The sequence below is a fragment of the Burkholderia sp. AW33-5 genome, assembly GCF_053427615.1.
In genome coordinates, this window is sequence record NZ_JBSAXA010000003.1 from 345,120 (window position 1) to 359,007 (window position 13,888).

Genomic DNA, 13,888 nt, shown 5'->3' on the forward strand with positions numbered 1-13,888 from the left:
ATGAAGGGCGTTCTGTCGGAAACGGTGGCATGGAGCAACGCACGTGCGCGTCGACGACGCACACGCATTCGCGCCGACGGCCGGCTCGCGACGGCATACGCCGCGCATCCCCGAAGACGTCCGTCGGCCCCGCATGCGGCGGGACGCGCGTGAACAGACCCTAGCGTAGCAGCGAGCGCGCCCCGCGTCAGCCTTGCGACGAAGGCAGGTACGGCATCGGATTGACGGGCTTGCCGTCGCGTCGCACTTCGAACAGCAGCGCGACACGCGAGTTGTCGAGGTCGCCCATCTCGGCGATCTCGTCGCCCCGGTGCACGATGTCGCCGGTCTTCACGAGCACTTTGCGGTTGTGCGCATAGGCGGTGAGGAAATCCGCGTTGTGCTGGACGATGATCAGGGTGCCGTAATCGTTCAGGCCGCTACCCGCGTACATCACGCGGCCGTCGGCCGCCGCGCGAACCGGGTCGCCCGGCCGGCCGGCGATCTGGATGCCGCGGTTCTGCCCCGGCCGGAACGCGTCGACGATCTTGCCGCGCGCGGGCCACGTAAGCGCCACACCGCCCGCATGCCGCCTGGTTTCCTTCACGACCTGCCGGTCGCTCGCCGTCGACGCGCTCGCCGGCGCGGCGGCCGGCGCATTGCTCGCGTCGGCTGGCGCGGCGGCCTGTGCACCGCCATTCCCGCCCGATGCCTGCAACGGCTGCTGGCGGACGATGCGCAGCACCTGCCCCATGCGCAGCCTGCCGCGCCCATCGAGCTTGTTCCAGGTGCGCAGGTCGGCGACGCTGCAGTCGTTCGCGGACGCGATGCCCGACAGCGTGTCGCCGCGTTTCACCACGTACTTCTGCGCGACGAGAATGGGTGCGGGCGGCGGCGTCGCGGGCGTGGCGGCGGGCTGGCCCGACGGCGAGCCCGCCAGCGTGTCGCTCGGCGGGACGGGCGGCGGACTGGCACAACCGGCCATGACGAGCACCGCGGCCAGGCCGGACAGCCACGCCGACTTGCGGCAAATCTCGCGCTGATTCATGGACGATCGACTCCGGTTTGACAATCTTTCAAGCATCTCAAAAACGGAACGGCCGACGTGTAACCGGATGCAAACAATGATGACAAACGATCACGAACCGGGCGTCGGCGGACACTCGTTACCGGTAATACGGTCGATTTCGGAAAAACTTGACGGTTTTGGACGCGCGATGCGGAAGAAATTTCAGGATCTACCGATATTTCGAATGGCTTTCAATCTCCCATGGCCGCGCCGGACAGCCGAGGCGGCCTGCGACGGCCGCCCGCTCAGCGCAGCCAGTCGACCAGCTCCGCGCAGGCCCACGCGACGCCGACGCACAGGAACAGCAGGTGCAACGCGATCTTGAACGACACGCCCCACGACGAATCGACCCGCATGACAGTCTCCCCCGGTTGATATGCGGCCATGATCCGGCATCGATCCCGCCCCGAAAATGCGGAACCGGCGAACGGGGTCTCAGGCGCAGCCTGAGACCGGCGCGGCGGTTCCTGCTAACTTATCGGCCATATCCATTCTTACGCGCCCTCACCCCGCCATGCGCTTCGACCTGACCGACCTGCGGCTCTTCCTGAACATCTGCGAGGCCGGCACGATCACGGGCGGCGCCGAGCGCACCCACATCACGCTGCAGGCAGCAAGCGAGCGCATTCGCGGGATGGAAGACGAACTCGGCGTGCCGCTGCTGCACCGGACCAAGTCCGGCGCGCAGGCGACCGACGCCGGCCGCGCGCTCGAGCACCACGCGCGCACGGTGCTGCAGCAGATCGACCACATGCGCGGCGAACTGCAGCAATACGGCCAGGGGCTGCGCGGGCATATCCGGCTGCTCTGCAACACGGCGTCGCTGAGCGAATACCTGCCCGACGCGCTCGCCGCGTATCTGCCGCATCATCCGAAACTGTCGATCAGCGTCGAGGAGCGCTCGAGCCAGGAAATCGTGCACGCGATCCGCAACAAGACGGCCGAGGTCGGCATCGTCGCCGATTCGGTCGGGCTCGGCGGACTCGCGCAGAAGCCGTTCCGCGAGGATTGGCTGATCGCGGTCGTGCCGGCCGGGCATCCGCTCGCCGCGCGCGACGAGGTCGCGTTCGACGAGATCGCCGACGCGGATTTCATCGGGCTGACCGACGGCAGCGCGCTGCAGGTCCATCTCGGCGACCAGGCGCGTGCGCTCGGCAAGCGGATCCGCTACCGTGTGCAGCTGAAGAGTTTCGATGCGATCTGCCGCGTGATCGAAAGCGGCGTGGGGATCGGCATCGTGTCGCGCCACGCGGCCGAGCGCGCGATGCAGACGATGGACGTGCGGCTCGTCGAGCTGTCCGATGCGTGGAGCCACCGCAAGCTGACGCTCTGTGCGCGATCGTTCGATGCGCTGCCCAAATATACGCAGGCGTTCGTGTCGTATCTGTCGGGCGAAACGCCATCGCGCTGAACGCCGCGCGCCGTCCGCAACGGCCGGGCGATACACGAGGAGGCACCGCCGCCATGACGACACCCGATCTCGCCACGCACTACCGCGCCTACATCGACTGCCTGAACCGCCAGGACTGGCCGGCGCTCGGCCGGTACGTCGCCGACAACGTGATCCACAACGACCGGCCGCTCGGCCTGGCCGGCTACCGCGCGATGCTGGAGCAGGATTTCCGCGACATTCCGGATCTCCATTTCGAGATCCGGCTGCTGGTGTGCGAACCGCCGCGCATCGCATGCCGGCTGCGCTTCGCGTGTGCGCCGAGCGGGACGTTCATGGGGCTCGCCGTCGACGGCACGCGCGTCACGTTCGCCGAGAACGTGTTCTACGAATTTCACGACGGCAAGATCCGGCAGGTGTGGTCGGTGATCGACAAGGCCGCGATCGAAGCGCAGCTTTAGCATCGCCGCGGGACGGCTACCGGATGGGATCGACGAGTCGATATCCGGCTTGAATTCGATTTCCAAGGGTAACGTTTTCTCGCGCATCCCGCCGGAAGCACGCCGCACGAACGCCTTTCCGACGCATGCCGTCACTGCCGATATGCCACGCTGCGCCGCAGCGAAAATAATCATAAATCGCGGAAATTCCAGCACGCATAGCCCACCTTCATCGCACCTCCTGCTTTGACCATCCGGGTTTTCACGGTCGCATCCGGCGTGAAAGCGCATTGACATCGAAGCAATCGATGCCTAAATTTGGAAAACGTTTTCCAGCACTGTCGGCGCGACGCGACCATGGCCCGCGCAGGGAGAACGCTTGCCTGCTCGAGTTGCGATTCAAGACTTCATCACTATTCGAACCTGGAGACACGATGCATACGCGCAGCAGATTCGCGCTCGGCGCAGCGTTCAGCGCCCTTTCCGTCCTGTTCGTCAGCGCATGCGGCGGCAACGACGTGACCGCCCCGCCGTCGACACCGGCGCTCGCGCCGAACTCGTTGCAGGCGCTCGTCTACGGCGCACCCGACACCAGCGTGCCGGCCGGCACGCGCATTCCGGTCACGATGATGGGCCAGATGCGCGCGCTGTTCGACCTGATCCGGAAATCGCCCGACTTCACGCAGGTCGTCATGGATCTCGGCGACGGTTCGCCGGTTCACGTGCTCGACACGAACACCGGCGACAAATTCCTGCCCGGCAAGCTCGCGCTCGGCCTGTCGTACATCCTGATCGACATGAAGTCGAAGGGCGACCCGCAATACGCGAGCTATCTCGCGACGTACCAGACGATCACGACCGCGATGATGGCGCAGTCGGGCAGCGACTACACGTATGCAAATACGTCGTGGGGCGAGTACTACTACCTCGTCGCACTGAACAACCTGAAGGCGCACGGCATGCTCAACGAGGTCTTCAGCGACGCGATGCTCGCGACGCTGCAGCAACGGCTCAACTTCTGCGACATGTTCGGCCCCGATGCAAGCGGCAAGACCAGCACCTGCCCGGCCGCCGGCACGCCGATCGACATTGCGTCGCTCAACACCGCGCAGAATTATTATGCGGTGTCCTACGGAATCGCCGGGCTGCGGCAAAAACTCGGCTGGAGCAATCCGTCGTTCTCGTCGGCGACCGATCCGGCCGTCGCGACGATGGGCGCGCGCGATGCGCTGCTCTATACCGTGACGAACCACATCCGCAACGATTCGTCGGGCGGCTTCTCCGACGAAGCGTCGAACACGCATACGACCTATTACGACCGGGCGCGCTACGACCGCTACAGCACACTGCTGATCGGCGAAGTGACCGAGCGCACGTTCGAGATGGGCAACGAGGCGAACCTCACGCCGGAACTGAAGGGCTATCTGCGCAAGTCGGTCGACCTGATCCTGCCGCAGCTGAACGCCGACGGCCAGGGCTTCAACTACGGCCGTTCGATCGGCCCGTACGGCGATTCCGCGTTCATGGAGGTGCTGACGGCGGCCGCCAACGCGGGCGTGCTGACCGACCAGGAAAAGCAGGTTGCGTACGCGTTCATCTACCGGGCCGCGCGTCGCTTCGACACGTACTGGTACGACCCGTCGCTGCCGACGCCGTCGGTGAACATGTGGGTCAAGGGTCGCGGCACGGACGCCTATCGCGGCAAGCCGCGCGTGATGGGCGAGAATTTCAGCCTGCTGCATCAATACCTGTACGTGAACGCGTGGTGGAACAAGCTCGGCTTCGGCGGCAAGGCGCCGATGGACGATGCGGCCTACGATGCGTGGCTCGACGCGCTGCCGCGCTACACGCTCACCTGGTACAACCAGCCCGGCGATACCGCGCATCCGTACAACGCGGCGCTGCTCACCGTGCGCGACGGCCGCCGCGCGATCAACCTGAATCTCAGCCAGGCGCCCGACTACAACTCGTTCACGCCGTACTACCCGGTGCCGTTCTCCGACAAGCTGATCTACGGGACGACCGATCTGGGCTACGCGCTGCTGGTGCCGCAGGTGTCGTACAACGGGAAGACCTACGTTCCCGTCACGTACTACAAGAACCTCGACGTGCAGCAGGCCAACGGACAGGTGGTCGTGTCGTTCGACACGGCGAAGTTCCGTCTCGCGTCGAAGAACGCGGCGTACACGACGGATCTCGACCTGCAGATGCATACCGTGCTGACGTTCGCGCACGGCACGATCTCGCGCAGCGACACGCTTGCCTCGGGCACGCTCGCCGGCAACCTGTCGGTCGAGACGGACTTCGCATCGTTCGCGGACTTTGCGTCCACGCAAGCGAACGGCGACGGCACGTCGGTGACGTACGCGAACAGCACCGCGACCGGCTATGCGGCGTCCGGGTTCGACACCTGCGCGCTGTCCGCCTTCGACACGGTCAACGGCGCGGCGAACCCGCTGTCGACGACGCCGATCGGCCAGCTGCATTCGAACTTCGCGTGCAAGACCACTCCGTTCGCGCTCGGCGCGGGCGTCACCCGCACGTTCGGGTGGACGCTGAAGTACGCCGACCCGGCCTGAGCGGCATGGCCGCCGCTCCGTGAGCGTCCTCGAAGCCGGCTCTCGAAACCGGCTTCGGGGCATTCGCGCCGGGCGCGCGGTGCGCGTGTCGGCGATTCCCGTTCACAGCCACGCCGAAGCGGCCATGTAGGCGCCGAGCGCGATCATCCCGACGAAGAAGCAGCGCTTGAACGCCTTCTCGCTCATCACGCGCCGCGCATATTGCCCGCCGATCATCCCCGCGAGTGCCGGCACGAGCGCCAGCGCCGATACGCCGAGATCGATCGTCTGCAGCGCGCCCGTCACGCGCAACTGCAGCCCGAGCGCGATCGTCGACGCGGTAAACGACAGCCCGAGCGCCTGGATCAGGTCGTCCTTCGTCAGCCGCAGCGCCTGCAGGTACGGCACCGCCGGCACGACGAACACGCCCGTCGCGGCCGTCACGACGCCCGTCAGATAGCCGACCGCGGCCGACAGCCATTTCTCGTATCGGCCCGGCGCGGGCAATCGCGCGGCGGCGAGCCCCCAGCAGCCGTATGCGGCCAGCACGACGCCGAGTGCCGCGTGGGTCCACGCGCTGCCGGCGGCAAGCGCGGGCAGCCCGCCCGTCAGCGTGCCGATCGTCAGCCCGGCGAGCAGCGGCCACAGACGCCGCAGCAACGGCCCGAACGAAGGGCCGAGCCACAGCTGCCAAACATTGGTGATGAACGACGGCACGAGCAGCAGGCTCGCGGCGGCCGACGGCGGCATCGCGAGCGTCAAGAGCCCCATCGCGATCGTCGGCAGCCCGAGGCCGATCATGCCCTTGACCGCGCCGGCCAGCAGAAAGACCAGCACGATGATCGTCAGCATCTGGGTTTGCATGGAGGGCGTTCCGTCCGGTTGAAGACGGCGCGATGATGAACCACCGTCACGCCGCCGGCCATCTGGCTTTGCCTGAGGCTGGCTCGGGTCCGCCCGGCCGGCCTCGTTGCCTCGTCATCCCGCCATGCCCGCCGTTCAGGCTCCGTGCGCCGGCCCCCGGCCCTGCTCGCTGTCGAGGTGCGCCATCTGAGGGGCCGGATAACGCTCGCCGGCAGCCGCCCCGGCGGGAACCGCCGTTTCGATGCGCGCCAGATCATCGACCGTTAGTTGCAACTTAGACGCCTGCAATGCGTCCTGGAGTTGCGTGCGCTTGCGCGCGCCGATCAGCGGCACGATGTCGTCGCCGCGCGACAGCGCCCATGCGATCGCGATCTGCGCCGGGTTGCTGCCCTTCTCGTCGGCGATCGCGCGCAGCGCGTCGACCAGCGCGAGATTGTGCGCGAGGTTCTCGCCCTGAAAGCGCGGGCTGGCCGCGCGGAAGTCGCGCTCGCCCTGCCGCGCCGCGCTCCAGCCGCCGCCGAGCAACCCGCGCGACAGCACGCCGTAGGCGGTCACGCCGATCCCGAGTTCGCGGCACACGGGCAGGATGTCCGCCTCGATCCCGCGCGACAGCAGCGAGTATTCGATCTGCAGGTCGGCGATCGGCGCGACGGCCGCCGCGCGGCGAATCGTGTCGGCACCCACCTCCGACAGGCCGATATGGCGCACATGACCGGCCTTCACGAGATCGGCGATCGCGCCGACCGTCTCCTCGATCGGCACCGTCGGATCGACGCGCGCCGGCCGGTAGATGTCGATGTGGTCGGTGCCGAGCCGCTTCAGCGAATACGCGACGAAATTGCGGATCGCCTGCGGCCGCGCGTCGTAGCCGACGAACGCGCCGGCCGGGTCGCGCAGCGCGCCGAATTTCACGCTGATCAGCATCTGGTCGCGCGCGCGGCCGCGCAGCGCGTCGCGGATCAGCATCTCGTTGTCGCCCATCCCGTAGAAGTCGCCCGTGTCCAGCAGCGTGATCCCGTTGTCGAGCGCCGCGTGCAGCGTCGCGATGCTTTCGTCGCGATCCGCCGGCCCGTACAGATCCGACATCCCCATGCAGCCGAGCCCGATCGCCGATACCTGCGGGCCCGTGCGGCCCAGTTGACGCTTGTCCATGTCCGTTTCCTTGCGGTGGTGAGTGAATGAACCGGATTCTGGACGCATCGCGGCGCGCGATAAACGCGAAACGCCCAACCAATTCATTCGACGCTGATTAACAATGGAGCCTGTCCCAATTCGCCCACGCTCCCGCCCCGCATGGACCATCTGCATGCAATGCGCATCTTTGCGCGCGTCGCCCACCTCGGCAGCTTCACGAAAGCGGCCGAGCAGCTGCAATTGCCACGCCCGACGGTCAGCAATGCCGTCCAGTATCTGGAAAAACACCTGAGGGTGCGCCTGCTGCAGCGAACCACCCGGCGCGTCGCGCTCACCGCCGAGGGCGCCACCTACTACGAGCGCTGCACGCGGCTGCTGGCCGATCTGGACGATGCCGAGACGCTGTTCGACGACGCCGGCGCCGCGCCGCGCGGCGCGATCCGCGTCGACCTGCCCGAACGCTTCGCGCTGAACAAAGTGATTCCGGCGCTGCCGGATTTCCACGCGCGCTATCCCGACCTGCGCGTCGTGCTGAGCACGACCGACCGCTTCGTCGATCTCGTCGCCGATGGCATCGACTGCGCGGTGCGGGTCGGCGTGCTGTCCGACACGTCGCTGGTCGCGCGCCGCGTCGGCGAGATGGCGCAGATCAACTGCGCGTCGCCCGCGTATCTCGCGCGATACGGCACGCCGCGCTCGCCGGACGATCTGCCCGACCACGTCGCGGTCGGCTATTTCTCGAGCCGCACGGGCCGCGAGCTGGACTGGGAATATGCGGACATGGATTCGGGCGCGCTGCAGACGGTGAAGATGCGCAGCGTGGTCGCGGTGAACAGCTCGCAGGCGTATCTCGCGTGCTGCATCGCGGGCCTCGGGCTGATCCAGGCGCCGCGCGACGGGCTCGCGCCGCTGCTCGAGGACGGCTCGCTGGTCGAGGTGCTGCCGGAGTGGCGCGCCGCGCCGCTGCCGGTGTCGGTCGTGTTCCCGAACGGCCGGCATCTGGCGCCGCGCGTGCGGATCTTCGTCGACTGGCTCGCGCACACGCTCGACGACGCGCGGCGGCCCGCGTGACGAAAGCCGGCGCCGGGGGAATTCGCCCCGGGCGCCGGCAGGTCGACATCAGAACTTGTGGCGAATCGCGGCGCGCACCGCGAACTGGTTGGCCGACGACGACGGGCCGTCCGTCCCGACCACGTAGCCGCCGTCGGCCGCGGTGCCGGTCTTGTCGCCGGCGACCTTCTGCCATGCGCCCTGCAGGTAGACGTCGGTGCGCTTGGACAGGCTGTAATCGGCCATCAGCCCGACGGTGTGGTACTTCGGCTTGAACGAACCGGCCGCGGCGTCGAATTTGCCGTCCGTGTACACGTACTGCGCGCCGAGATAGAAATCGGACGTGAGCTGGTACTTGCCGTTGATCTCGAAGTTCTGGAACTTGGTCGCGCTCAGCCCGAGGCCCGAGAACGTCGACGCCGGCAGGTAAATAGTCGACACCGGATTCTTCACGTCGGTCTTCGTATAGACGAAGCCGACCGTCGCCGGGCCGAACGTGTAGTTGACGCCGCCGCCGAAGATGCGCAGGCGGTCGGCGACGAAGTTCGCATCGTCGGCCGCGATCGCGCCCGCGTTGCCGACGCCCGGGCTGTTCGCCTGCAGGTATGCAGCCGCGACCTGCAGGCCGGCCAGCGAATACTGCGCGCCGATGCTGTACTGGCGGTTGGTCGAGAAGCCCGTGCTGTTGCTGAAGCTGTAGGTGCCGCCGAACGACAGCCCGTTCCAGTCGGGGCTCGCGTACTTGACCGTGTTGTTGACGCGGAACGAATTGTCCGTGTTGTCGTTGTCGAACGGATGCGAGAACAGCGTGCCGCCCCAGTTGCCGTTTGCGGTCAGCGGCGCGAGATAGTCGACGACGGAATCGTACTGGCGGCCGAAGGTCAACGTGCCGAAGCGCGACGCGCTCAGCCCGACGAACGCCTGACGACCGAACATCCGGCCGCCCTGGTTGAGCCGGCCGTTGTTCACGTCGAAGCCGTTTTCCAGCGTGAAGATCGCCTTCAGCCCGCCGCCCAGGTCCTCGCTGCCCTTCAGGCCCCAGCGGCTGCCCTGCGCGTAGCCGCTCGCGAGCTGGTAATTCGTTTTTCCGACCCCGTTTACGTTCACGTTGTTCGTGTAGTTGAAGCCCTCGTCGATCAGGCCGTACAGCGTCACGCTGTCCTGCGCGAAGGCCGGCGCGGCGAAAGCGGCCAGCGCGGCGGCAAAAATGACGTGCTTCTTCATGACGGATCTCCGGAGCCGGGGCCGGGCAGGCCATGTGCCCGGCGATTTGTTTGATCTGTTTTATCGAGGTGGCCCGCAGGGCGGACGACGCGGTGTGCGGCCGCGCGGACAAAATGGTGTCACGTCGCAAATCGCCCGTCCATCGGGGCGTGGGACCGGCACGCAAAGCGTTGCGCTCGTCCAACTGCCCTGTTCTCACCATGGCCCGATCAGGCTTGCCGGCAACGGCTGGCCGGCCTGCCATCCGCGTAAACCCGGACGGCGTCACATCGGTGGCACAATGCGCATCCGTTCTTCATTTCTTCACGAAGTCATGCTTCACCCCGATTCATGCGCGGCAGGTGCCGGCCGCGCACGCGGCGCGCGCCCGGAGGCGGCCCGATGACCGCCGCCGCCCGGGCCGGCCGCTATGCCGAGCTCGATTTCTTCCGCGGCCTCGTGCTGCTGGTGATCGTCGTCGACCACATCGGCGGCAGCATCCTGTCGCGCGTGACGCTGCATGCGTACGCGCTGTGCGACGCGGCCGAGGTGTTCGTATTCCTCGGCGGTTTCGCGACCGCCATCGCGTACAACTCGCTCGCCGAGCGCCACGACGAGGCGGCCGCGCGCCAGCGGTTCATCCGCCGTGCCTTCGAGATCTACCGTGCTTTCCTCGTGACGGCCGGCCTGATGCTGCTCATCACCGCCGTGCTGAACGCATTCTCGATCGACGGCCCGAACATGCCGACCAACGATCTCGACGGCCTGCTCCACAAGCCGCTCGCCGCGCTGCGCGACATCCTGCTGTTCCGCCGCCAGCCGTATCTCGCGTCGGTGCTGCCGATGTATGCGTTCTTCGCGCTGCTGGTGCCGCTCGCGCTGCCGCTCGCGCGCACGCAGCCGTGGCTGATGCTCGCGTTCAGCGGCTCGCTCTGGTACGCGGCGCCGCACATCGCGCGCTTCTTGCCGACCGTCGAAGGCGCGCCGTGGGACTTCAATCCGTTCGCGTGGCAGTTCCTGTTCGTGCTCGGCGTGATCGCGCGCTGCCAGCCCGTCTACCAGACGCTCGCGCCGAAACCGCAGGGCTGGCTGCTGACGGCCGTGTCGCTCGCGATCGTCGCGGCCGGCGCGTATTACCGGCTGCGCATCGAGCCGTTCCCGACCGATCCGTCGATCAAGCAAAATCTCGGCGCGCTGCGGCTCGCGAACTTCCTCGCGATCGCGTGGCTCGCGGCCAAGCTCGTGCACCTCGGATGGATGAAGAAGGTCGCGCACGCGATGCCCTGGATCGGCACGATCGGCCGCCAGGGGCTGCTGTGCTTCGTCGCCGGCACCGGCATCTCGCTCGCGGTCGATTCGCTGCTTTATCAGGCGACCGAAGGCTATCTGAACGTGCCGCTCGGCCTGACCGCCGACGCCGTCGCGATGGGCTTGCTGTACCTCGTCGCGAAGCTCCATGCGCCGCTCGTGTCGCGGCTGCCGTTCCCGTTCCGTTCGCGGTGATGATGCGCCGCGCCGTCATGCGCCGCTGCTACGATAGCGGGCGCCTCTCCTGAAACGATTCACCATGCGCCGACTCGCCCTTCCGTTCGCCGCCGCCCTGATCGCCGGCGCCATCGCCACCGCCCACGCCACGACGGGCGGGCCCGCGGTTTCAACGGCGTCGTCCGCGACCGCGACCGTCCCGCCCGCAACGATCGCGCCGGCCGCCCAGGAACCGCCGGTCAATCCGGGCAGCAGCGTCGTGCTGCGCGCGTTCCGGTCGGCGTCGCTGAAGCGCGACTGGTCTTACACGGTCTACCTGCCGCCCGGCTACAACCCGGAAGGTGCGCGCTATCCGGTGCTGTACCTGCTGCACGGCAACGCCGGCAACGCAAACGACTGGATCACGCAGGGCCGGCTGCAGGCCACCGCCGACACGCTGATCGAGCGCCGCGAGATCCCGCCGGTCGTGATCGTGATGCCGCAAGGCGGCACCGACTGGTACGTCGACCGCAAGGAGAAGATGCAGAGCGCGTTCCTCAACGACCTGCTGCCTGAAGTCGAGGCGCACTTCGCGGTGTCGAACCAGCGCGCGGGCCGCGCGATCGGAGGCGTGTCGATGGGCGGCTTCGGCGCACTGCGTTTCTCGCTGCTCGAGCCGGGCCTGTTCTGCGGCGCGATGCTGCTGAGCCCCGCGATCTACGCAAACGAGCCGCCGCTCAATTCCGCCGCGCGTTATGTCGGCGTGTTCGGCGACCGGCAGTTCGACCCGCGCGTGTGGCACGAGCTGAACTACCCGGCGCTGCTGCGCGGCTATTTCGCGCGCAACTGGCGCGTGCCGATGTTCATCGCGGTGGGCGACGACGACCTGACGATCCAGGCCGAATCGAGCCTGCTGTACACGCAACTGCGCCGCGCGCAGAACCCGGCGGAACTGCGCGTCGTCGACGGCGGGCACACGTGGGACGTGTGGCGCGGGCTGCTCGGACAGGGGTTGAAGTACGCACTGGATTGCGTGAAATGATGCGGGCCTGAGCGCGGCCCCACCATGGCGGGCGGTATGCGCGCGCCGCCGGCCGCCTTGCTCGCGTCAGACTTCCGCGGCGATCGTCCTTGCCATCCGCAGCGCCAGCGCATATCCGGTCAGCGTCGGATTGACCACCGACGAACTCGGATGCACGGCCGTGCTCGCGATGAACAGGTTCGGGTGATCGTGCGTACGGCAATCGCGGTCGACGACGGAATCGGCCGGATCGCTGCCCATGATCGTCGTGCCCATGATGTGCGAACTCGGCACCCACGCATGGATGTCGTTGACGACCTCGGTCGCACCGAACACCCGCTGGAAATCGCGGTAGTCGTCGAGCACCTGCGATGCCGCGCGCAACGCGTAGTCGTAGACGTCGTAATCGGTGCGCGGCGTCGGCAGCCCGAGCGCATCCTTGCGATCGCTGAGCGTCACGCGGTTGCGCGGGTCGGGCAGGATCTCGACGTAGCTGGCGATCTTCAGATAGCGCGCCGCGTCGTGGCGGATCCGCGCATCGAGCGCGTCGCCCACGATACCTTGCGCGATCAGCCGCCGCGTGACGACCTCGTTGGGCACCGTGTTGTCGAGGAAATGCCGGATCGCGCCGTGTTCGCGACGAAACGCGCCGTCGCGCCGCGTGTTGATGCTGCCCTGCTGCGTCGGGCCGCGCCCCGCCCACACCGGCTCGCGCGCGAGCATCGCGATCGCGCGGCCGGTGTGTCCCATCATGTTGCGGCCGACCTGATCCGACGAATTCGCGACACCCGACATCAGCAGCAGCTTCGGAATCTCCACGCCATGCGCCGCGAGCACGAAGGTCCGCGCGGTCAGGCGCGTGCTTTTGCCGTCCGGCGTCATGTAATGGATCGCGGCGATCTTGCGATTCTCGCCGCGCTCGATCTTGTAGACGACCGCGTTCGTCAGCAGCCGCGCGCCTTGCGCGACGGCGCGCAACACCGGGCGGTCGCCTGAAAATTGCGCACCGATCGGGCAGATCGGCGCGCAGTTGTTGTTGCCGGCGCAGGTCGGTCGGCCCTCGTAGGGCCGCGTCGCGCGCGCGTTGGGCTCGTCGACGAAACGATGACCGATCGTCGCGACCTTGTCCGCGACCTGCTGCGTCAGGTACGACCACGGCTGCTGCCGCATCGGATACGGCTTCGAGCGCGGCGGGAACGGCGCGCCACCCTGGCCGCTCTGATCGTCGGTATCCGAGCCCGATACGCCGATCTGCTCTTCGGCGAGCTGATACCACGGTTCGAGTTCGTCGTAACCGATCGGCCAGTCGCGCCCCTGGCCGTACAGGCTGCGCAGCCGGAAATCGTTCGGCAGCATGCGCCACGTCGCCCCTCCCCAGTGCCACGTCGTGCCGCCGACGAGCCGCAGGAACGACGGCTTCTGCAGCACCGGGCCGACGCTGTCGATGTAGCGGTCGGAATAGCGTCCAGTGGACGATTTCGGCGCCCACGGCAGATCCGGATACGGGCCGTTGTAGTCCGACTTGTTGCCGTAGTCGCGGAACGCGCGCACCAGCGCTGCCCGCTTCACCTCCGGCCCCGCCTCGAGCACGATGACGGACTTGCGTTGCTGCGTCAGCGACTGCGCGACGGCGCCGCCCAGGATGCCGGCGCCGATGACGATGACATCCGCGTCATAGGTACTGCTCATGATTTCGATCCTCGTTCGAAAGGCCGG

The 13,888-nt window shown here is 67.4% G+C and carries 11 protein-coding genes; 6 read left to right on the forward strand and 5 right to left on the reverse strand.

Translation table 11 applies throughout. The features are described 5' to 3' along the window. Nucleotides 1-187: 187 nt before the first annotated feature. A complete protein-coding gene (locus ACV22V_RS08385; protein WP_448013528.1) occupies nucleotides 188-1,027 on the reverse strand; it encodes a peptidoglycan DD-metalloendopeptidase family protein in 840 nt (279 codons plus the stop codon). Between the two features lie 535 nt (nucleotides 1,028-1,562). Between ACV22V_RS08385 and ACV22V_RS08390 the strand changes: the two genes are divergently transcribed. From ACV22V_RS08390 to ACV22V_RS08400, 3 genes are all read left to right on the forward strand, one after another. Then, the gene (locus ACV22V_RS08390) at nucleotides 1,563-2,459 is read left to right on the forward strand and encodes a LysR substrate-binding domain-containing protein (RefSeq protein ID WP_448013529.1); all 897 of its coding nucleotides are present in this window, start codon (nucleotides 1,563-1,565) and stop codon (nucleotides 2,457-2,459) included. Nucleotides 2,460-2,512: 53 nt separating this feature from the next. Further along, nucleotides 2,513-2,899, forward strand: coding sequence for an ester cyclase (locus tag ACV22V_RS08395; protein WP_059533953.1), 387 nt, complete (start codon nucleotides 2,513-2,515; stop codon nucleotides 2,897-2,899). A gap of 413 nt (nucleotides 2,900-3,312) precedes the next feature. After that, nucleotides 3,313-5,457 (forward strand): hypothetical protein, encoded by a 2,145-nt coding sequence (locus ACV22V_RS08400; RefSeq protein ID WP_448013530.1) that lies wholly within the window; start codon nucleotides 3,313-3,315, stop codon nucleotides 5,455-5,457. Nucleotides 5,458-5,559: 102 nt separating this feature from the next. Here the strand turns inward: ACV22V_RS08400 and ACV22V_RS08405 are convergent, their stop codons facing one another. Together ACV22V_RS08405 and ACV22V_RS08410 are read right to left on the reverse strand one after the other, a co-directional pair. Continuing rightward, the gene (locus tag ACV22V_RS08405) at nucleotides 5,560-6,300 is read right to left on the reverse strand and encodes a sulfite exporter TauE/SafE family protein (protein WP_448013531.1); all 741 of its coding nucleotides are present in this window, start codon (nucleotides 6,298-6,300) and stop codon (nucleotides 5,560-5,562) included. Between the two features lie 135 nt (nucleotides 6,301-6,435). Then, nucleotides 6,436-7,452: an aldo/keto reductase gene (locus ACV22V_RS08410; protein ID WP_448013532.1), complete on the reverse strand. Its 1,017-nt coding sequence runs from the start codon at nucleotides 7,450-7,452 to the stop codon at nucleotides 6,436-6,438. Between the two features lie 141 nt (nucleotides 7,453-7,593). Between ACV22V_RS08410 and ACV22V_RS08415 the strand changes: the two genes are divergently transcribed. Then, nucleotides 7,594-8,505 (forward strand): LysR substrate-binding domain-containing protein, encoded by a 912-nt coding sequence (locus ACV22V_RS08415; RefSeq protein WP_448013533.1) that lies wholly within the window; start codon nucleotides 7,594-7,596, stop codon nucleotides 8,503-8,505. A gap of 48 nt (nucleotides 8,506-8,553) precedes the next feature. On the opposite strand, the gene ACV22V_RS08420 is transcribed toward ACV22V_RS08415, so the two are convergent. Continuing rightward, a complete protein-coding gene (locus tag ACV22V_RS08420) occupies nucleotides 8,554-9,708 on the reverse strand; it encodes a porin (protein ID WP_448013534.1) in 1,155 nt (384 codons plus the stop codon). A 381-nt stretch (nucleotides 9,709-10,089) separates the two neighbouring features. Here ACV22V_RS08420 and ACV22V_RS08425 point away from each other — a divergent pair, with 381 nt between their 5' ends. Continuing rightward, entirely contained in the window at nucleotides 10,090-11,190 is a 1,101-nt protein-coding gene (locus ACV22V_RS08425) for an OpgC domain-containing protein (RefSeq protein ID WP_448013535.1), read from the forward strand. 64 nt (nucleotides 11,191-11,254) lie between these two features. Next, entirely contained in the window at nucleotides 11,255-12,193 is a 939-nt protein-coding gene (locus ACV22V_RS08430) for an alpha/beta hydrolase (protein WP_448013536.1), read from the forward strand. 66 nt (nucleotides 12,194-12,259) lie between these two features. On the opposite strand, the gene ACV22V_RS08435 is transcribed toward ACV22V_RS08430, so the two are convergent. Continuing rightward, nucleotides 12,260-13,861, reverse strand: coding sequence for a GMC family oxidoreductase (locus ACV22V_RS08435; RefSeq protein WP_448013537.1), 1,602 nt, complete (start codon nucleotides 13,859-13,861; stop codon nucleotides 12,260-12,262). Nucleotides 13,862-13,888: the final 27 nt, after the last annotated feature.